This is a genomic window from Synechococcus lacustris str. Tous (genome assembly GCF_003011125.1).
GTDB classification, from domain to species: domain Bacteria; phylum Cyanobacteriota; class Cyanobacteriia; order PCC-6307; family Cyanobiaceae; genus Synechococcus_D; species Synechococcus_D lacustris.
In genome coordinates, this window is sequence record NZ_PXVC01000021.1 from 1 (window position 1) to 20,942 (window position 20,942).

18 protein-coding genes are annotated in these 20,942 nt (G+C 47.5%); 12 read left to right on the forward strand and 6 right to left on the reverse strand.

The window, feature by feature from the left end:
- The 6 genes from C7K08_RS15430 to C7K08_RS06420 form a co-directional block, all read left to right on the forward strand.
- Positions 1-3,040 (forward strand): dockerin type I domain-containing protein (locus tag C7K08_RS15430; protein ID WP_206603821.1); only part of this gene is annotated, 3,040 nt, incomplete at its 5' end.
- Between the two features lie 439 nt (positions 3,041-3,479).
- Entirely contained in the window at positions 3,480-8,162 is a 4,683-nt protein-coding gene (locus tag C7K08_RS06410) for a cadherin domain-containing protein (protein ID WP_106499815.1), read from the forward strand.
- A gap of 319 nt (positions 8,163-8,481) precedes the next feature.
- Positions 8,482-10,062 carry a calcium-binding protein gene (locus tag C7K08_RS06415; protein WP_133165167.1) on the forward strand — a complete coding sequence of 527 codons (1,581 nt, stop codon included), beginning with the start codon at positions 8,482-8,484 and terminating at the stop codon, positions 10,060-10,062.
- Positions 10,063-10,285: 223 nt separating this feature from the next.
- Entirely contained in the window at positions 10,286-10,420 is a 135-nt protein-coding gene (locus tag C7K08_RS16635; protein WP_272867427.1) for a hypothetical protein, read from the forward strand.
- Positions 10,421-10,497: 77 nt separating this feature from the next.
- On the forward strand, positions 10,498-10,854 hold the full coding sequence (locus C7K08_RS16355) for an AAA family ATPase (protein ID WP_241537103.1): 357 nt from the start codon (positions 10,498-10,500) through the stop codon (positions 10,852-10,854).
- A 24-nt stretch (positions 10,855-10,878) separates the two neighbouring features.
- Complete coding sequence (locus C7K08_RS06420) at positions 10,879-11,445, forward strand: DUF4143 domain-containing protein (RefSeq protein ID WP_241537104.1); 567 nt, start codon at positions 10,879-10,881, stop codon at positions 11,443-11,445.
- Here the strand turns inward: C7K08_RS06420 and ychF are convergent.
- Complete coding sequence (ychF, locus tag C7K08_RS06425; protein WP_106499817.1) at positions 11,435-12,526, reverse strand: redox-regulated ATPase YchF; 1,092 nt, start codon at positions 12,524-12,526, stop codon at positions 11,435-11,437. The two genes, C7K08_RS06420 and ychF, sit on opposite strands and share 11 nt — an antisense overlap.
- Positions 12,527-12,582: 56 nt before the next feature.
- Here ychF and C7K08_RS06430 point away from each other — a divergent pair, with 56 nt between their 5' ends.
- Positions 12,583-13,743: an efflux RND transporter periplasmic adaptor subunit gene (locus tag C7K08_RS06430; RefSeq protein ID WP_106499818.1), complete on the forward strand. Its 1,161-nt coding sequence runs from the start codon at positions 12,583-12,585 to the stop codon at positions 13,741-13,743.
- Between the two features lie 8 nt (positions 13,744-13,751).
- On the opposite strand, the gene wecB is transcribed toward C7K08_RS06430, so the two are convergent.
- The 3 genes from wecB to tsaD are packed head-to-tail and all read right to left on the reverse strand — an operon-like array spanning position 13,752 to position 16,153.
- Positions 13,752-14,867 carry a non-hydrolyzing UDP-N-acetylglucosamine 2-epimerase gene (wecB, locus tag C7K08_RS06435; RefSeq protein WP_106499831.1) on the reverse strand — a complete coding sequence of 372 codons (1,116 nt, stop codon included), beginning with the start codon at positions 14,865-14,867 and terminating at the stop codon, positions 13,752-13,754.
- A 34-nt stretch (positions 14,868-14,901) separates the two neighbouring features.
- Entirely contained in the window at positions 14,902-15,057 is a 156-nt protein-coding gene (locus tag C7K08_RS06440; RefSeq protein ID WP_106499819.1) for a high light inducible protein, read from the reverse strand.
- Between the two features lie 43 nt (positions 15,058-15,100).
- Positions 15,101-16,153, reverse strand: a complete 1,053-nt coding sequence (gene tsaD, locus C7K08_RS06445) for a tRNA (adenosine(37)-N6)-threonylcarbamoyltransferase complex transferase subunit TsaD (RefSeq protein WP_106499820.1) — start codon at positions 16,151-16,153, stop codon at positions 15,101-15,103.
- A 67-nt stretch (positions 16,154-16,220) separates the two neighbouring features.
- Between tsaD and C7K08_RS06450 the strand changes: the two genes are divergently transcribed.
- A complete protein-coding gene (locus C7K08_RS06450) occupies positions 16,221-16,721 on the forward strand; it encodes a Photosystem I reaction center subunit III (protein ID WP_106499832.1) in 501 nt (166 codons plus the stop codon).
- A 64-nt stretch (positions 16,722-16,785) separates the two neighbouring features.
- Positions 16,786-16,902: a Photosystem I reaction center subunit IX gene (locus C7K08_RS06455; RefSeq protein WP_106499821.1), complete on the forward strand. Its 117-nt coding sequence runs from the start codon at positions 16,786-16,788 to the stop codon at positions 16,900-16,902.
- Here the strand turns inward: C7K08_RS06455 and gmk are convergent.
- A complete protein-coding gene (gene gmk, locus C7K08_RS06460; RefSeq protein ID WP_106499822.1) occupies positions 16,862-17,455 on the reverse strand; it encodes a guanylate kinase in 594 nt (197 codons plus the stop codon). The genes C7K08_RS06455 and gmk overlap by 41 nt on opposite strands.
- A gap of 61 nt (positions 17,456-17,516) precedes the next feature.
- Between gmk and C7K08_RS06465 the strand changes: the two genes are divergently transcribed.
- Positions 17,517-19,286, forward strand: coding sequence for an Rqc2 family fibronectin-binding protein (locus C7K08_RS06465; RefSeq protein WP_106499833.1), 1,770 nt, complete (start codon positions 17,517-17,519; stop codon positions 19,284-19,286).
- Positions 19,283-20,038 (forward strand): twin-arginine translocase subunit TatC, encoded by a 756-nt coding sequence (gene tatC / locus C7K08_RS06470; RefSeq protein ID WP_106499823.1) that lies wholly within the window; start codon positions 19,283-19,285, stop codon positions 20,036-20,038. Before C7K08_RS06465 ends, tatC begins: the two co-directional genes overlap by 4 nt.
- Here tatC and C7K08_RS06475 read toward each other — a convergent pair.
- The gene (locus C7K08_RS06475; protein ID WP_106499824.1) at positions 19,989-20,351 is read right to left on the reverse strand and encodes a DUF3067 family protein; all 363 of its coding nucleotides are present in this window, start codon (positions 20,349-20,351) and stop codon (positions 19,989-19,991) included. The genes tatC and C7K08_RS06475 overlap by 50 nt on opposite strands.
- Before the next feature lie 31 nt (positions 20,352-20,382).
- Between C7K08_RS06475 and petC the strand changes: the two genes are divergently transcribed.
- On the forward strand, positions 20,383-20,919 hold the full coding sequence (petC, locus tag C7K08_RS06480; protein ID WP_106499825.1) for a cytochrome b6-f complex iron-sulfur subunit: 537 nt from the start codon (positions 20,383-20,385) through the stop codon (positions 20,917-20,919).
- Positions 20,920-20,942: the final 23 nt, after the last annotated feature.

The window sequence follows — 20,942 nt, forward strand, 5'->3', positions numbered from 1 at the left end:
ATCCTATACAGGTCCATCAGCCTATATTTCTACCTACAATGATAAAATATCTGGAAGTACTAAAGACGGCATTTACAGCAGCATAGTAAAAGTTGGTGGCAATGCATTACCTGGCACCTATGCAATTTCAAACCTCTCAATAGAAGACAGCATTGGCAACCGTATCTATAAATCTGGCACAGATCTTGATAAGTATCTAGTTTCTATTGGTATTGATAAGGCATCCCTTACGTTTGAAGTAGTTGGAACAGCACCTGTAACTAGTGACTCGGCTGAACCGAAACTTATAAGTGTAAAGCTAGAATCTGTTCCTAAATTTGATTACTCCTCTATTCCTCAAATTGTAGCTGGTAGCACGATTACTATTGAACTAGATTTTAATGACATCTCTGGAATAGGTTATCAGCAAAATATAGATAGTGTTGATTCACTTGAGGATAATGCTGGATTTATTTTTATTGCGAATCCCAATTATTCTCAATTAATAGCTGGAGCAGGAATGTATAGTTTCACTAGAGCAGATATYATTAWGGGAACCGATAAAAATGGTACATTAMGTAAAACTATTAAACTGAATGACAATGCYCCACTGGGGCAGTGGTTTATACATAGCCTTGGGATATATGATAAAAGTGGTAATTCCCTTAATACTGGGTTTGGTAACACCGTTCCCGCCAGTGAAATAGTAAAATTTGCTGCWAAACTTGGAGTAWCACCTGAAASYACTTCYTTTAAYGTAATCAATAAYAACCCMAAYYCTRTYATTGATAATGAAYCACCTAMKATTACCGCTATTAGATTTAGTTCWAAAGAGATTSMAATTGGTGCAACWGGAGGTGAGATAACACTTGAATTAGATTTTAGTGATATCTCCGGAATAAGTTTTCAGCAAARTATAGAAGGTGTTGATTCACCGGATGACTACGCAGGCWCTATTTCACTAGCAAATTCCAATTATACTTCAATGAATGGAATTCAAAACTATTATTCGTTTAYTAGAGCAGATATTATTAAGGGAACGGATAAAAATGGAACACTTCGTAAAACCATTACACTAACTGAAAATGCAATTCCAGGAAAGTGGTATATACAAAATCTTTGGATGAACGATAAAAGTGGTAATTCCCTTAATGCATATTTTAATACCAGTACTGGTGCAACCCCAAGCGCCAGTGAAGTTGCAAARTTTGCCGCTAAACTTGGAGTAMCASCTGAAAGYACTTCCTTYAAYGTAATCAATAAYAACCCARWCTCTGYYATTGATAATGAACCMCCTAMKATTACYGCWATTAGATTTAGTTCTAAAGAGATTGCAATTGGTGCAACTGGAGGTGATATAACAGTTGAAATAGATTTTAATGATCTCTCAGGGATTATTTTCGGGCAAAGTGCGGATGACATCGACTCCCCAGATGCTAATCTTGCTTATTATAGTATTGCCAATCTAAATCAATCCGGACAGTCAATTAATAACGGTGGTTACCTAACTAGAGCGGATATAGTTAAAGGATCGGATAAAAATGGAACATTTCGYAAARCYATTAMACTAAMTGAAAATGCAATGCCAGGAAAGTGGTAYATACARAATYTATGGATGAATGATAAAAGTGGTAATTCTCTTATGSTAAACATTAATACCAGTATAGGTAGCACTCCAAGCGCCAATGAAWTGGCAAAATTTGCYGCTAAAMTWGGWGTAACAKCTGAAAGTAYTTCYTTTAACGTAATCAACAATAACCCCAGCTATATTATTGATAATGTACCGCCTAAGATTAGTGCGATTCGCATCTTTTCAGAATCTACTTCTACTCCCACCTATACCCTTGCCCCATCAGCAACAACTATCAATGAAGGTGCAGTTCTTACAAGTTCTGTTACTACAACTAATGTTGCAACCGGCACCAAGTTTTATTACGCCTTAACCGGCACTGGAATTACAACTGCTGATTTTTCTGCTGGTGCTCTTACTGGAGAAGGCATAACAGATGCCACTGGTAAATTTGCCTTTACATATACGCTTGCAAATGATCTAACAACAGAAGGAACAGAAACTCTATCCATAAAACTTTATTCTGATTCATCCCGTTCAACACAAGTCGGGTTAACTGCATCAGTGAGTATTGCCGACACCTCAATAAGTACTAAAATTAAAGAAGTTCAATCACTTTCGTCTTCTACAATACCAATTCATTATCAACGCAACAAGGAATTAACTGTTCCGATTAATTACAGCACCAGTGACGGTTCATCCACCACTGGTTTGAGTTTTAAGGTGCACTTTAATTCCGCTCTATTATCATTCAATTCAACTACTGGTATAACCAATAAAACACAGGCAGATCTTTTCCAAATTGGTGCTACTCAACAAGACACTGCAAATACCGATAATGATGCCACAACAGATTCATTTATACCAATTAATATCGCATCATTTACAGGAAAATTCCCAACTGCCGGAGTGCCAGTAAAACTCGCAGATTTAATATTTAAWTCACTTGATAAACCAATTGATCCAATTACAGGTCTTAAAGATACCTCTATCAATTTCACCGAAWCAGAAGCAGCATCTGGTTATGGATTTACTGCAACCTCAGCATCATTGAAACCATTTTCWTTCTCACTTGATGTTGATGGTGATGGCAAGGTAACAGCATTAGGTGATGGATTAATGGTTATMCGCAAACTATTTGGTGCTGCTTTTGCTGGTGATGCTTTAATTAAYAAGGCAATATCMCCTGATTCACCTTATTTAAAYGGTAWTGCATATAACACCTTAACTACTCAACAGAAGGCAGATGTTGCCGCTCAAGTACATGCAAATATTCAAAGTAGTATTGATAGCAAATTATTAGATGTWGATAARGATGGTAAAACCACTGCCCTTGGKGATGGTTTGATGGTAATACGCCATCTATTYGGTGCTGCKTTTGCAGGTGCAGCACTCACRAATAAAGCAATCAGTCCTGATTCACCATACTTTGGTCCTCCCGCAAACTTTGCTGCCGTTGCCGCAAATATTGATGCSATGCGTCCTGTTTAGATAGATCCAAACAACATCTGGGAAYAMACAAACCAGCTTGGATTAGTTGGTGCTGCTGTTGTAGTAACAGGTCGTTTAACGATCCCAACTGCTGATGGTGATCTGCTCCATTACTCCGCAGTGGCATCAGAACCACTGGAATCGGCATCAAAGGCACCCGCTGCTGAAGTTGCTGCTAGTTGCTGTTTGAGACGGGCAGCAGCACTGGCAGGTCTTGGGTTGGAGTTATGGGGGTGAACTGCAGTAATGGATTAATAAAACTACCTAGTGCGCTGCAATAAAACGCTGAAACACTTTGCCATTACTGATTTATGCAATATCCGCATAAACCTGACGAAATACTTAAAAAGGAATACAATATAAAGAGATACAGATGCTAAAAGCGTTCTGTCTCCAGGTACGCGCTGCTTCTCTGCCGTTTCATGAGGGTTTGGGTTTTATGGCATTTAGAAAACCCAATACAATTCTGAGCCCGCTGCTGAACCAGTGGAAAAGTTTGTTGCAGCAATGGGCAAAGGGTGGTTCATTAGTAACTGCTGCGCAAGAAGCACTGCTGCTGAGTGGTATTCCAGAAGGGTTGCAAATACTGATAGATGAATGGGCAGCAGCTGATTTCAATAGCTTGCCAGAARTTGAACTGCTTTCTGCTGCAGATATCAGTGGCGCAATGGGCGCTTAYGCAATCAGCACTGGCAAGATTTATYTAAATGAAAMCTGGCTATAWGGTGCAAGAAAWGMAGATGTATTTGCTGTACTCACAGAAGAACTGGGGCATCATCTAGATGGATTATTCAATGCAGTAGATACTCCTGGGGATGAAGGCTACGTCTTTGCCGAGGAAATAAAGGGGCGTACCAAATCAAGAGAATTGGAAAAGGTCGAAGCCAAAAACGACCATCACACAATAGTAAACAAGAACGGAGTTACAATTGAAGCTGAAGCAAGTAATCTTAAATTATTTTATAGAATTAGTGGTAAGAATCTTTCAGAAATTACTGCAGTAAAATTCGATAAGCAAGGCAATATATTCGTACTGGGGCTGTTCAGTGCCAGCGCCGTTTTCGGAGACTTTGCGATTAATTCCAATGGCGCCAAAGATCTATTTGTATCAAGTACAAATTCATTCGGAGAATGGGATTCAGCTATAAACTATGGCACAGAAAAAAACGAAATAGTTTACTTTTTAGAAGTCGCTGACAATAAAGCCTTTGTTTCCTATCAGACTTCTCCCAGCAGAATGGGAACAATCCTGATGTTTTCACCTGAAGGAAAACCTTCCAACGTAGCAGAGTTTAGAATAGATGACTACAGTAAATCACTGGTAAAAGCCATTGACATAAATAATATCTTATTCAGCGGCAAAGCATTCGGTGCGTATGGAAGCACGATTACAATAGGAACGCAACAAGCTTCAATCAAAGACCGTGTCGCTTGCTATGTTGTGAGCAAGCCTCTGTCGGGCAACGACGCCACATGGATTAAGACATTTAATTCCCCCTATGACACGTTAGTTCAAGCAATTGATACTAATTCAGCTGGCGATATAATCGTATCCGGTTATTTTAACAGGAGCATTAGCTCAGACGGCCTGACTGGTAGTGGTGGATATGGTGTCAATATATTTGTTGCAAGCCTCGCAAAGGATGGGACATTAAAATGGCTAAAAACAGCCGGTGGCAATTCTAACACAAGTATTTCGGCTATAAAATTGCTCAACGACGGTAGCTGCTACGTAACGGGAAGTTTTAGTGGTAATGCAGGATTTGGATCCTTGACGCTAAGTGAAAAGTCTGGGAGTAGTTCGGATATATACATTGCGAAAATCTCAAAAAATGGTAATTTTGAGTGGGCTAGATCCTTTGGAGGAGATGGAAATGATGGTGGCACAGTAGTAAAGACTACAGGGAAAGGTGATGTTATTTTTGGAGGTATTTACCACAATACAATTGACTTTGGGAAGTCCGTCAAGCAAAGCCTTGGAGGATCCGACGTGTTCATAGCATCCCTGTCGCAGGATGGTGAAATAAATTGGGCTACCAGCGCAGGAGGGAAAAATGCTGACTACTTAAACGATATAACAATAGATGATCAAACCGGAAATATTAGAGCTTCTGGAACATTCTCAGGGGGGATATTTTTTGGATCCAACGAAATATTGTCAGCAAGTAGCGTTGATATCTTTGTGGGTACCATGGACAATAAAGGTGAGTGGGCAGCAGCAGCAGATCGTCCCAAGATTCTTCTTAACCGCTATGAGATTATTGAAAATAGTTCACTAGTCAACCCAGTCGCAGAGATTAGCCTTTCAAATAATGAAGGATCAGGAACCTATACATATTTCCTTTGGGATGGAGATGGCCAAAATGACAACGCAAGCTTCAGGATCGAGGGTACTAAATTGTATCTAAAAGATGCACCCGACTATGAAAGTCAGAGCACCTACAATGTCAGAATAGCTGGATTTGGCAAAGACGAATCAGAAATAGAAAATTTTATTCAGTTACAGATTATAGATCAACCGGAGCCTCCGGATTCAATATCCTTGTCAAATCTTATAGTTCTTGAGAACACTGCCATTGGCTCATCAGTAGCAACAATTAGATCCCATGATCAAGATAAGGGAGATTCAGCAATATACTCATTGGCTCCAAGTAATAATCAAAATAACAACAGCAAGTTTTCAATAAAAGATAATGCGCTTTTACTTGAGCAACCACTCGATTACGAGACTCAAAAAACTTGCTCCGTTGATATTATTGCAGAAGACAGTCAAGGCCTCAGACTAAGTCAAAAGATAACACTCAATGTCCTTGATGTAATTGGTGACACGCCGCCGAAAGAAAGCTATATATTAAAGGCAAGTCAAACTCTAAGTGCCAATAATATTGCGGCATACTTGCTCTCAAATGATATAGACACTAATGATCACCATAATTTTACTTTAGTAAACGGCAAAGGAGATGAAAGTAATAAACTTTTCAAGATAAGTGGCAATAACTTGCTTTTTTTAGGTCAAGCTGAGGTATTTGATCTCGAAATTTATAGCATTCGGCTGCAAACAGTCGATTATTACGGCAATACAATCGAGCAGATCGTAATGTTGGGGAAAGAGCCCCGTGGCGCTAACAAAGAGATCAGCTTAAAACAATTCCATGAAATAAATAGCAGTAAAGACAGCAAACCTGAAGGTGCAAGTGTAGATATCAATTATGGTCTTAAAGAGTTAGATCAAGAACTGCAAATAGAAGGCACAGTAACGGCTAGTGGTAGCAAAACTTTTGATGGCAAAAGTATTCAGCTTCTAGAATTTAAAGGGGAAGGTAATGCAAAGACTCGTGTTGCCTCACCTGAGTTTGAGTTGCAAAACGAACAGCACTTATCAATTAGATTTAATTCCTACCAAGGACAAACTAATCCCGAGAATCAGGAGTCATACTACTATGACCCAGACCGTAGTCCTAAACGATATCTCGAGTATAGATTTATCGCCAATGCAGTAGCTTCAACTCACCTCCAACTCATCGATGTCAATACTGGCCAAGTTGTTTATATTCTCAATTTGGATTCATCTATAAATGATAGATCACTTAAAGTAGATCTTGCAACCCCTTATGCAGGCAAATTTCGCTTGGAGGCCGAAGCGTCTAGCAAAGCCTCTATTGATTATGCGAACCTAGTGGGAAGTTACTGGGATAAAGGCTATGTATTAAAGGGCAAGGCAAGTGCTTCGGCGCTTTTGGGAATTGAAGGTTTAAATATTTCCACTTTACTTGCTGACGTCAACAACGGGCAAGCAGCGTTCTCCATCAAAGGATCTCCTGCTAATGGTCAAACGCTTACGGCAATAGAAGTAACCAAGGATACGGATGGAGACCCTACCAAAATTGACTATCAGTGGCAATCATCAACTGATGGCACCACTTGGAGCAACATTGGTGCCAATGCCGCCATCTATACCATCACTAATGCAGAACAAGCAAAACAAATCCGTGTTCAGGTTTTTTATACCGATGCCCAAAACTTCCAAGAATTCCTCACTGTTGCGGCTGTAACTGTTAGCGCCGTTGCTCCCACCTATACCCTCACCCCATCATCATCAACCATTAATGAAGGTGCAGTTCTTACAAGTACCGTTACTACTACTAATGTTACAACAAGCACCAAGTTTTATTACKCCTTAAGYGGMACTGGAATCACTGCTGCTGATTTCTCTGCAGGTGCTCTTACAGGAGAAGGCATAACAGATGCYRCTGGTAARTTTACCTTTACCCATACTYTTRCAAATGATCTAWYAACAGAAGGTGCTGAAACATTATCTATAAAACTATATTCTGATACTGCCCGCACAGTTCAAGTTGGATCAACTGCAACAGTGAGTGTTGTTGATTCTTCAACTACTCCTGCTCCCACTTATACCCTCACCCCATCAGCAACAACTATCAATGAAGGTGCAGTTCTTACTAGTACTGTTAATACAACTAATGTTGCAACTGGCACCAAACTTTATTACGCCTTAAGCGGCACTGGAATTACAACTGCTGATTTTTCTGCTGGTGCTCTTACTGGAGAAGGCATAACAGATGCCACTGGTAAATTTGCCTTTACACATACGCTTGCAAATGATCTAACAACAGAAGGTGMTGAAAGCTTAGCAATTAAACTATTTCCTGATGAAGCAAGATCAACTCAAGTTGGTGAAACTGCAACCGTGTCAATTGTTGATACATCAATTAAGTCTAAATCATTTAACCTTGATGTTGATGGCGATGGCAAAATAACCGCYCTTGGTGATGGTTTAATGGTAATYAGAAARTTATTTGGTGCTGCTTTTGCWGGWGATGCMYTAACAAATAAAGCAATGTCTCCMACYTCAACACGTACCAGTGCTGAAATTCATCAATTTATTCAGCAAGGTATAACAACTGGTTTACTTGATGTTGATAAAGATGGTAAAACCACTGCCCTTGGTGATGGTTTGATGGTAATWCGGCATTTATTTGGTCCTGCCTTTGCAGGTGCAGCACTCACCAATAAAGCAATCAATCCTGATTCACCATATTTTGGTACTACCGTAAATTTTGCTGCCGTTGCCGCCAATATTGATGCCATGCGTCTTGTTTAGATAGATCTAAACATCATCTAGAAATACACAAACCCGCCTGGATTAGTTGGTGCTGCTGTTGTAGTCACTGGGCGTTTGACGATCCCCACTGCTGATGGTGATCTGCTCCACTACTCAGCAGTGGCATCAGAACCACTGGAGTCAGCATCAAAAGCACCTGCTGCTGAGGTTGCTGCGAGTTGCTGCCTCAGAAGAGCAGCAGCACTGGCGGGTCTTGGGTTGGAGTTGTGAGGCTATATAAACTAAAGATTATAAAATCTTAAGCATAAAAGCGAGGTCATGCTAAGGTTGTAAAGTTATTAATTAATCAATTAAATATATGGATTGGAGAATTACGAAATTTCCAGAATTATCAGCTGAATCAATAAAAGCTATTAGTGACTGGATTCAAAAGAACTATGAAGAGCGAGAACAAGCCCGTGACGATACATATACTTATGGACCTCAAGCAGCATTTGGGAGTACTTCTGCTGTCTATTTGTATTCAAAGGCTTTAGCCACAATTGATCGGCTAGACAAGGCATTGAATTTACTTTTAACATCAGAAACTATATTCACGCTTGACTCTAAAAATTATAGTATGGCATATAATCAATATATAGCTGAGGTTCCTAATTTAAAATCTTTCAAAAAAACTGGTTTTGGCACATCTAGCAATGACACATTATCCCTTGATAGTAAATGGGCAGATAATACGATCAGACTACTTGCTGGTGATGACACAGTATCAGTWTCAGATGGTGGGCATAGAGTTTTTGCAAACCTTGGAAGCGGTAATGATTTCTTTCAAGGGAATTCTGGAAGTGATGGTGTTTTTGGAGAAATCGGCGATGATAAGATTCTAGGAGGAGATGGTTTTGATGATTTAGATGGAGGGGGTGGAAATGATGTGATTTCTGGAGAGTTAGGATTAGATTTGATTTACGGTGGACTGGGTGATGATATTTTGTCGGGTGGTGCTGGTGATGATTTCATAGATGGCGGCGAAGGAAATGATACTGCAACTTATCAAGGTAACTTTAGTAATTATCAAATCACATTTGACAATGATCTGTTGAAGATTATTGATTTAACGTTGGATCGAGATGGGTCTGATACATTGACACGAATAGAATATATTAAATTTAATGACATAACAAAAACAGTAATACAGTTACCTGGGGCTCCACCCACCTATWCCCTCACCCCATCAGCAACAACAATCAATGAAGGTGCAGTTCTTAGAAGTACCGTTACTACTACTAATCTTGCATCAGGTACCACACTTTATTACTCACTCTCTGGAATTGGAATAACTGCGGCTGATTTCTCTGCAGGCGCCCTTACAGGGGAAGGTATAACAGATTCCACTGGTAAATTTACTTTTACACATACTCTTGCAAATGATTTAACAACAGAAAGTGCTGAAACTTTAAATATAAAACTTTATTCTGATGTTGCCCGCACTCTGCAGGTTGGMRCTACAGCATCAGTAAGTATTGTKGATWCWTCAATTAAATCAARATCATTTAACCTTGATGTTGATGGCGATGACAAAATAACCGCCCTTGGCGATGGCTTAATGGTAATTAGAAAATTATTTGGTGCTGCTTTTGCCGGTGATGCCCTAACAAATAAAGCAATGTCTCCTACCTCAACACGTACCACTACTGAAATTCATGAATTTATACAGCAAGGTATAACAACTGGTTTACTTGATGTTGATAAAGACGGAAAAACCACTGCCCTTGGTGATGGTTTGATGGTAATACGCCATCTATTTGGTGCTGCATTTGCAGGTGCCGCACTCACAAATAAAGCAATCAGTCCTGATTCTCCATATTTTGGTACTACCGTAAATTTTGCTGCCGTTGCCGCCAATATTGATGCCATGAAAGTAATACCTGCTCTGTCTGCTTGAACTAGCGATGCCTTGATCAAGGCATCGAACGCTTAGCTTTTTCAGAGCCCATAGGGCAACCACTCATTGATATACAGCTGGGATCCCACCTCTCGTTTTAGAAATGTGATCGTGGGTTGCGAGCCTGATCTCTGCTGCTACTTTTTTAATTTAAGTCTTGCGGTTGTATTGAGAGCACCAGGCGGATATAGAAAAAGCAGATCTGGCTAAGGAAGCGGCGGAATTGATATCTGATCCAGAGGCTGAATTAGAGAAACTCAGCCTTCAAGGCGCCTTAGAAGCCCATGCCCGCGATGAATTAGGCATCAGTGAAACCCTTACGGCAAGGCCGCAGCGGCCGGCCATTTATTTGGGGTGAAATTGTAAAAACCGCATCAGGAAAAACCGCGGGTTTCTTGCTAAATTGGCGCTATTAACTCCATTTTGGCTGCATAAATGGCGGTTGTAACGCGTTTTTTGCAGCCTCCAGCCCAGGGCTTCTTCTTGTTTGGTCCCCGKGGCACAGGTAAATCCACCTGGCTGGCCCAAATGTTTCCCTTSGCCCTWCGAATCGATCTGCTTGCGCCTGAGCTGCTGCGCGCCTTCCAGGCCAGGCCGGAGCGGCTGCGGGAGCGCATCGCCGCCGARCCTGAAGCGCACACAATTGTGATCGATGAAATCCAGAAGGCACCCCAGCTGCTGGATGTGGTGCCTTCGCTGTTGGAGGAACAACCGGAGCATGGCGCTGCCAGTCTGCTGGGCGGACGGTTGGCGCTGCTTTTGATCTTTMAAGGGCGCTCAAGATCGGCCTAGTGCCTTTGATTTGGCAAGCCGCTGATGTTGGTGCGCCAAATCGGCGATTTCAGTCGTTTTTTRGAGGTRATCAGCTTTTCCCAAGCAAGCCAACTCAATCTGGCCTCCCTTGCCCGCGAAGCTGAGATCCCTCAGAAACGGGCCAAACGGCAACTWGTTCAGCACCACAAATTCTTTTATTTTGATGTTGGCGTGTACCGGAGCCTGCGGCCCCGTGGCCCCCTCGATTCTGCSCAAGAAATCGAAGGWTTGGCCTTAGAAACACTWGTGGCTCAGCACCTGCGYGCCTTTTGTCAATTGCGGMGYCAAGGCGATAGCTTGAGYTTTTGGCGCACCCGCTCCGGCCTRGARGTGGATTTTGTGGTGTATGGCCCTGATCTGTTTTGGGCTATTGAGGTGAAGCGCAGTGCCCGCATCGATAAGCRTGATCTARCTGGCYTAAARGCTTTTGGMGTTGATTACCCTCAAGCGGAACGTSTATTGCTTTCTTTTGCACCAGAACCGCTTTTGATTGATGGCATCCGTTGCGAACCSCTGGAGCCCTGGCTRCGGAAATTACAGCCAAACAACCTAAATCAACCTATACATTAAATAAAAACTCCATCACATCACCTTCTGCCACCACATATTCCTTACCTTCACTGCGCAACCAACCCTTGGCCTTGGCTTCTGCAAGGGAACCTGCTTCTAGCAATTGGYCATAGCCAATTGTTTGAGCGCGGATGAAACCCCGTTCAAAATCRGTGTGGATCACCCCAGCTGCTTGCGGTGCCGTCATGCCTGCTTTGATGGTCCAAGCGCGGGTTTCTTTTTCACCTGTKGTGAAATAAGTRCGAAGGCCAAGCAGTTGATAGGTGGCGCTAATCAAACTGCGYAATCCACCTTCACTAACGCCCAAACCCTCAAGRTAATCATTGCGTTCATCTTCRCCAAGTTCAACTAGTTCCGCTTCMACTTGAGCACTTACTTTYACAGTTTGAGCAGCCTCTTTTTTTGCTAATTCTGCAACCGCATCAACAAATGGATTGCCGCCCGCCAAGTGATCTTCACTTACATTKGCMGCATAAATAATCGGCTTTGCAGTTAACAAACCAAGCGGTTTAATCATAAGATACTCCTCACTGCTTATATTTAAATTACGCGCCGCACCGCCACCATCGAGTTCCACGCCAATGCGGGCGAGTAAATCATCTTCTAACTGGGCTTCCTTACTGGTGCGCAGTTGCTTTTTTAAACGCTCTCGCCGTTTATCAATTTGGGAAATATCTGCAAGTGCTAGCTCCAAATTAATTACTTCCGCATCACGCACYGGGTCAACGGAACCRCTCACATGGATCACATCGTTGTCTTCAAAGCAACGCACCACATGAACAATCGCATCCACCTCGCGGATATTGGCCAAAAACTTATTACCTAACCCYTCCCCCTGGCTGGCCCCTGCCACTAAGCCAGCRATATCAACAAATTCCACCCTGGTGGGCACCACATCTTTTGAATTGGATAGCTGCCGCAATTGCTCAAGCCTTGGGTCTGGCACCGCCACAGTGCCCACATTGGGCTCGATMGTRCAAAACGGGAAATTGGCCGCCTGGGCTTGGGCATTGGCCACAAGGGCRTTAAAAAGGGTGGATTTGCCCACATTGGGCAGCCCYACGATTCCGGCTTTCAGCATTGATTCAATCTAGATTGGGKGAGCCGCACTCGCCACTGCTGGCAAATTCATCAAGAATGCTTGCAGATCGATGCTCAGCCATCAACAAACCCACCTCAAGCCAATCCCCGCCACCCCTACTGCGGCGTTGGTGGCCAGCAATATTGCTATTGGCGCTGCTGGGCAGCGGCAGTGGCTTTTTAGTGCTGCAGCTGCTTAAGGGCCCWAAGCGCAACATCACCCCTTACACAACCGAAGTGCGCCAGGGCAGCCTGGCTGGGATAATCACAGCCAGCGGTGAAATAGAAGCGCAGCAAAGGGTAAATGTAAGCCCTAAAAAACAGGGTCAATTATTAGAACTTTATGTTGATGAGGGTGATGTAGTTAAAGCTGGCCAACCAYTGGCCCGCATGGATCCCAGCGACATCCGCAACCGYTTAGAGGAACTACAAGCCCAAATTGATTCAGCAAAAGTTGATCTAAATCGCAGCCGTAGTGAATACGAACGCCGGCGTTCATTGTTTAGTGATGGTGCCATCAGTGGCGACGACATCAGCCGCTATAAAGCTGCCTACGAAAGCAGCCAAGCCCTTTACAATGCCGCCCGCCAACGCYTAGCGCAAAGATCGGTTGAATCTGGCGATTTAGTTGTTCGCGCTCCATTTGCAGGCACTATCACCAACCGCTACGCAGATCCCGGCTCCTACGTAACCCCCACCACCGCTGCCAGTGCAACAGCAGGAGCCACCAGCTCTTCAATTGTTGAATTGGCCTCTGGTTTACAGGTAAAYGCMAAGGTGCCTGAAAGTGATATCGGCCGCATTAAATATGGGCAAGCTGCCAGCATTCGCGTTGATGCATTTCCAGACAAACGTTTTGAAGCTAAAGTGCAACGMATCTCACCTCGCACGGAAAAAAGCAGCAACGTAACAACTGTAAAAGTTGAATTAGGTTTACTTAATCCACCACCAAATACCTTACGCATCGGCATGACTGCCGACATAGATTTTGATGCGGGCCGCCTGCCGCCAAAACCCCTGGTCCCCACAGTTGCAATCGTAACTGAAAACGGCAAACCTGGCCTGCTGGTGCCGGGGCCTGGCAACCAACCGCGCTTTCAAGAGGTAAGCCTTGGCAGTAGCAGCGGCCGCAACACTCAAATACTCAGTGGGATWAAAGCAGGCGAAAGGGTATTTATCGATCTACCACCRTGGGCAAAGAAACGCAAAGAGAATTAACTATCTAATTAATTAACCGCTAGATATGCCGCGCTAGCTGCAACRATTCGTTCACTGGCCTTGCCATCACCAAAGGGGTTGTGGGCCATGGCCATTGCTTCATAGGCAGCCTTGTTTTCAAGCAACAGGCAGGTTTCAGCTTCTATCGCTTCAGTGGAAGTGCCAATTAATTTTGCTGTGCCTGCTTCCACTGCTTCTGGGCGTTCGGTGGTGCGCCTTAAAACAAGMACTGGTTTACCCAAAGATGGAGCTTCTTCTTGCAAACCACCTGAATCTGTAAGTAATAATGTGCAGCCACGGATYGCAGCCACTAAACGGTCGTAATCAAGCGGTTCGGTGAGAAATACGCGTGGATGATCACCAAGCCATTCCTGCAATGGTTCCCGCACCGTTGGATTTTTATGTAAWGGCAATAGCAATGCCGTATCGGGGTGGCGTTCCAGCACCTTTAAAAAACCCATGGCGATGTGTTTTAGGGGCGCTCCCCAATTTTCGCGCCGGTGCACCGTGGCGAGAATCACCCGGTGTTTTTGCCAATCAAGGCCCGGCACATCACAACGGGGTGCGGCAGCTGCCATCAACAACAAAGCATCAATAACTGTGTTGCCAGTGGTRTGTATTTCCCCCACCACACCTGATGCTTGCAAATTTTTGGCYGATTCAGTTGTTGGCGCGAAATGCAACTGAGCCACCTGGGAAATTAAGCGCCGGTTTGCCTCCTCAGGAAATGGATCAAACAAATTATTGGTGCGCAGGCCAGCTTCCACATGGCCAACTGGGATTTGATCGTAAAAAGCAGCTAGGGCTGCAGCAAAGGCTGTGGTGGTATCACCCTGCACCAGCACCAAATCGGGGCGGTTTTCACCAAATTCAAGCCTTAAACCCTCGAGGGCAGCGCAGGTTACGTGGGTGAGGGTTTGCCTWGGGGTCATCAATTCCAAATCCCGCTGGGCTTGCAGTTGAAACAACTGCATCACCTGGGCAACCATCTCCTTGTGCTGGCCRGTTAAAACAACCCTGGTTTCAAATAGTGGCGACGCCTGGAAGGCCAAAATTACCGGTGCCAATTTGATGGCTTCCGGTCTGGTGCCYAGCACCAGRGTGACGCGCGGTAGGGAAGCCAAGGGCAAATAACAAGCAGRTWGATCCTAAAGAGCCCTAGGCGGTGGCAATCAAACGCCAAACCACCAAGGCACCAAGGCCCAGGGAAAGGCCAAGCATTGCCAAACGGCCATTCCAAATCTCGGCTTGGGGGGTGAAACCACGGCGCCAAGCGTTCAACTCAGTTCGATCAAGCTGGTTGGTGGGGGCCATGGCAAAGCGAAATTAATTTGGAAATATTAAATGATTTTTTTAATTAAAAAGGCGCAGCTCCATAAAGCTTGTGGGCTTTTGCCAGGGGCCAGCGGGGCGCWACGCCAAGATTTAAGGCTGAACTTTGCCCTAATTGCAGGCGTTTGCAGSCAGCTAAACCAATCATCGCTGCGTTATCGGTGCACCAGGCCAGGGGGGCTAGATGCAAATTGAGGCTCGCGGCACTACATGCGCCAATTAGTTGGCGCCGCAACTCCCCATTAGCCGACACCCCACCAACCACCACTAAGCCAGGCAAGCCCTGATCAATGGYGCAGCGCACACTGCGTTCCACCAAAACTTTGCACACCACCTGCTGAAAAGAGGCGGCTAGATCCGCCACCGGCAAAGGCTTACCRGCGCTTTGCCAGCGCTGCACCTCCCTGAGCACTGCWGTTTTTAGGCCACTAAAGCTGAAGTCGTAGGGGTGTATRCCCCCTTCCGGCAGGGAGATCCGCCCTGGCGGGAAMCGAAAGCGCAGCGGATCGCCGCCACGGGCGGCAATTTCAAGGGCCGGTCCCCCCGGATAGGCCAAACCGAGGAGGCGGGCAACTTTGTCGAAAGCTTCTCCMGCCGCATCATCACGGCTGCCGGCTAGGCGTTCGTAATTACCAAAGGACCTCAGCGCTATTAATTCGGTRTGGCCGCCACTCACCAGGAGCACCATTAGGGGCGGTTCAGGGGCTGGGTTGCCACTCAGCGCCGAACAAAGGTGACCCTCTAGGTGGTGAATGCCGATAAACGGCACCCCAGCCAATTGGGCCAAGCAGCGCCCCGTAACGGATCCCACCATCAGGGCMCCTAAAAGGCCTGGTGCCACGGTGGCCGCCACGCCATCGAGGCTGCTCAGCTCAATCTGGGCTTTTGTTAAAGCGCTTTCAACTAAATGGGGTAGTGCCTCCACATGGCGGCGGGAGGCAAGTTCCGGCACCACCCCACCAAACAGGGCRTGTTCCTCCACCTGGCTTGCCACTTCACTGCTGAGCACTAGGCCGTTTTGCACCACCGCGGCCGCAGACTCGTCACAACTTGTTTCGAGGGCAAGAACCGTTGGCATTAGGGGGAGTAACCACAACTAATCTGCTGGCAGCAACCGCAGAGCGGGCCTGCCCATCATGCGCATCATGCAACAACTGATCTCCAAAGCGTTTTCAAAAGTATTTGCCGTGGCTCTCTGCGGCTATCTGCTTTTGGGTTTTGCTCCATTGGCCCATGCGAGCCTGGCCGGTCTCACCCCTTGCAGTGAGAACGTTCGCTTTCAATCCAGGGCRAAAACAGCCAAAACCGCTTCGGCCCAAGCTCGCTTCGAGCGCTATGGCCAGGCYCTTTGCGGCAGCGATGGCTTACCCCACCTGGTAGTGGATGGCCGCTGGAGCCACGCCGGTGATTTCATGCTTCCCGGCATCGCTTTCCTCTACATCACCGGCTGCATTGGCTGGGCTGGCCGCTCCTACATCCAGGCCGTTAAGGGCAAAGACGCGAACATGAAGGAGATCCAGATCGACCTTCCCATCGCCCTCAAGTGCACCCTTGATGCCGCCAAGTGGCCCCTGGCTGCTTTTGCTGAACTAACTTCCAACAAACTTACGGAAGACGACAGCAAAGTAACCGTTTCGCCCCGCTGATATCAAAGAAAACAGCACCCAAAACACCTTTCATTTAGCAGCCACAAAAAATTAGCCACAAACCATGAAAAAATTTCTCACCACCGCCCCAGTATTTGCTGCATTTTGGTTCACAATCACTGCCGTAATCATGATTGAATTCAATCATTTGTTTCCGGACATGTTGTTTGTTCCTGGCTAAACCCCATCAGCAACTCCAGTTGGGCTAGGGCATCAGCTAATTCGTTGTTTTCCACCACCGCATCGAATTCAACCTCTGCCTTTAATTCTTGCTCGGCCCTAGCCAAACGCCGCTGGATTGCCYCCTCCTGTTCTGTACCCCTTCCCCTAATCCTGGCTTCAAGCACCGCCATGGATGGTGGTTTCAGGAAGATTTGAAAAGCCTGGGGGAAAGATTTGCGCACCTGGCGGGCGCCTTCTAATTCAATTTCCAATAACACCGGTGCACCAGCAGCAAGCCGTTGCTCCACCGGTTGCCTTGGTGTGCCGTAGCAGTTGCCGGCAAATTCAGCCCACTCCAACAGGCCACCGCTGGCCACCAGCGCTTTAAAAGCAGCGCTGCTTTTAAAAAAGTAATCAATTCCATCCACTTCCCCCTGCCTGGCCAATCGAGTGGTGGCTGAAACGGAAAGCCATAGCTGGGGATATTTCATTCGTAGCGCCTTCACCAAAGTGCCCTTCCCCACTCCACTGGGGCCGCTCAACACCGTGAGCCTGGGTTGCTGCAAGTTCATTCTCTGCAAGTTCATTCGCTACTAATCCTTCCGGGTATTGACGCTTGGCGAAACTAAGGCCATGCAACCCCAAGACACCACCTGCCTAAAAGCAGTGGTAACTGAACTGCAGCCACTGCTGCTGCCAGCCCGCTTTGAAAAGGCCCAACAACCTTGCCCTGGCGCCGTGCAGCTTGGCTTTCGCACCCTTAGCCAAAGGCTGTGGCTTGAATTGCGCTGGCAAGCAGATGCTGCCCGCTTCCATTGCCTGCCCGCCCCAGCCAGGCTTGGCGAAGGCAGCACCATGGCCCAACAACTGCAGCATGGCCTTAGCGGTTTAGCCCTGGTGAGCCTGCAGCAGCCCCCTTGGGAGCGGGTTGTGCAGCTTGGTTTTGCTGAGCGGCCTGGGGGCAGCCTCAAACGGCAGGTGGTAATCGAGYTGATGGGGCGCCACAGCAACTTGTTTCTGCTTGATGAACAGGATCAAGTGATCGCCATCGGCCGCCAAGTGCAGGCGCACCAATCACGCCTAAGACCCATCGGCACCGGCGATAGCTACAGCCCACCACCGCCCCTGCAGGGGGCAATTCCCAGCCTGAACGAATCATTTGAGCAGTGGCGCCAACGGCTATCCCTGCGGCCAGAAACATTGGCTAAGGCGATGTTGCAGAGCTACCGCGGCCTAGGGCCCGCCCTGCGGGACCAACTGCTGCAGGCAGCGGGCCTCAGCAATAGCGATTTGGTAAACGAGCTGGGCGAWTCCCAATGGCTTGAGCTCCATCAAGCCTGGTGCCATTGGCTTAGGGATCTGGATCAAGGCCAGCTGGGCTTTACCCCATGGGGTGAGGGTTATCGCTGTTGGGGCAGCAAYCAACAAACATTCAAACAAACAGATAAAGAATCGGATCATCAAGCAAATAAGCAAGCTGAGCCCCGGCTGAACTACGCCCTAGCCGCTTTCTATGCCGCAGGCGAGAAACGCCGTCAATGGCAACTAACCAAGCAAAAACTCAGCCATCAACTAGGGCAATTATTGGGCCGCGAACAGCGGGAATTGCAGCAACAAGAGGAATTACTAAGCCGCTGCGCCGGCGAAAGCCTGCTGCAGAAACAGGCGGATCTGCTCCTTTGTAGGCCTGATGTGGCCAGCACGGGCCATCAGCAACTGCTTTTGGCTGATCCCGCAGGTGGCGCAAGCCTTGCCGTGGAGCTCAACCCGCAGCTGAGCCTGGTGTTTCAAGCCCAAAAGTTTTATAAAAAAGCCCGCAAGTTGCGCCGTTCCGTAGCAGCGATCGAGCCACGGCTCAGCTACCACCGCCGCCGCCTTGAACTATTGGAAAACAGCCTGCTGCAACTGGAACTAGCTAATCCAAACGACCTGGAACTGCTRGAGGCACTCCAAACAGACCTCAGCCCTTTTCAAGCAACGGGCTCCCAAACCAAACGGCTGCAAAGGCACCAGGAAGGGGAGCCGCAACCAATGGCCTTAATCAGTCCTGGGGGCCTGCGCTTAYTGGTGGGTCGCAACCATCGCCAAAACGATTGGATCAGCTTTCGCCAAGCCCGTCGCGGCGACCTTTGGTTCCATGCCCAGGAGCAACCCGGCAGCCACGTGGTGCTGAAGGGCTCTGAGCAACTTGCCAGCGAAGCTGATCTYCAGGCGGCGGCCAACCTTGCCGCCCATTTCAGCCGCAGCCGTGGCAATGCCCGGGTGCCAGTGGTGATGGTGCCTGTGGAACAGCTGCAACGCATTCCCGGCATGGAGGCGGGTTTGGTGCGCCATGGGGGTGGCGAAATCATCTGGGCGGAACCGGATCGTGCCCTAGCGCTACTACCTAGCCTGCGCCAATGAATAAAACGGAGTTCCCAGCTGAGGTGGAGATGAGCTTCACCGACCACCTAGAGGAATTGCGCTGGCGCCTATTGCGCAGCCTTGGGGCAGTGGTGGCCGCAGCAGCCCTCTGCCTSCTCTGGGTGCGACCTCTGGTGAAATTGCTGGAGGAACCAGCCCAAGGCATTCGCTTTCTGCAGCTAGCCCCAGGTGAATTTTTATTTGTATCGCTCAAGGTGGCCGGTTATGCGGGCCTCACCTTTGCCCTTCCCTATGTGCTCTACGAGGGATTGGCCTTTGTGATGCCCGGCCTGARTAAACGCGAACGGCAGCTGGTGGCCCCCGCCGTGGCCGCATCAGCCGTGCTTTTTCTTGTGGGTCTTGCTTTTGCGTGGTGGGCGCTGGTACCTGCCGCCTTGCGTTTTTTAGTGAGCTACGGCGCTGATGTGGTGGAGCCGATTTGGTCGATTGAGCGCTATTTGGATTTCGTTTTGCTACTGATGGTGGCYACCGGCCTGGCTTTTCAGCTGCCCGTTTTGCAACTGCTGCTCGGTTTGCTYGGCCTSGTGCGCTGGCGGCCAATGCTGGCCAGTTGGCGGCTTGTGATTTTGCTTTCAGCAGTTGGGGGAGCTGTGCTCACCCCCTCCACGGATCCGGTAACGATGTTGCTCCTAAGTGGCGCSATCAGCGCCCTATTCCTTGTGGGGGTGGGCCTTGTGGCGCTCACAGAAGGAATTCACTCAGCCGCCCCTGATCCGGCAAAGGGAAGCTAAGGGCCTTGCCAAGGCGTGGTTTATCGCGGTTGTTGAGCAGCCATTGCCTCACCTGATCGGCCACCCCTAGGCCGTTTAACTGCTCCGCCAACTGCCCTAGGTGCAGTTGATATTCAGCGGCATCCAATGGGAAGGATTGCTGCTCCAGATAGCCCCACATCACTTGGAAATACAAGCGTCCTGCGCGGCGATGGAACTGCAAGTGGTAGGAAACGCCCCAACGGCTTTGCAGGATTGCGATCAACTCCTCGGCGCTGAGGGGCACTGCCTGGTGATGCAACAGGGCAACAGCATGGCGGAGTGCAAGGTTCATAATGGGTTGATCTACGGCGGTGCGTTCCCCTATGACCCAGATTTCGGCCAAGGACGTGCCCGGCATGGGCCGTCGGCAGTTCATGAATCTGCTCACCTTCGGATCCGTAACGGGTGTTGCCCTGGGGGCGCTCTACCCAGTGGCCAACTACTTCATACCCCCTAAAGCTGCCGGCGGCGGCGGCGGCACCACCGCTAAAGACGAACTKGGAAATGTAGTTACRGCAAGCGGCTGGCTTGCCAGCCATAAGGATGGTGACCGCAATTTGGTGCAGGGCCTCAAGGGCGATCCCACCTATTTGACCGTGGAAGGGCCAGAAGCGATCGGCAACTACGGCATMAATGCCATCTGCACCCACTTGGGCTGTGTGGTGCCTTGGAATAGTGGCGCCAATAAGTTCATGTGCCCYTGCCACGGCTCCCAATACGACAGCACCGGCATGGTGGTTAGGGGTCCTGCTCCCCTCTCGCTTGCCTTGGCCCATGTGTCGGTGGAAAACGACAATGTGTTCCTCAGCCAGTGGACTGAAACCGACTTCCGCAACGGCGAGAAGCCCTGGTGGGCCTAAAAGCCGTCATTTAATTACACCTC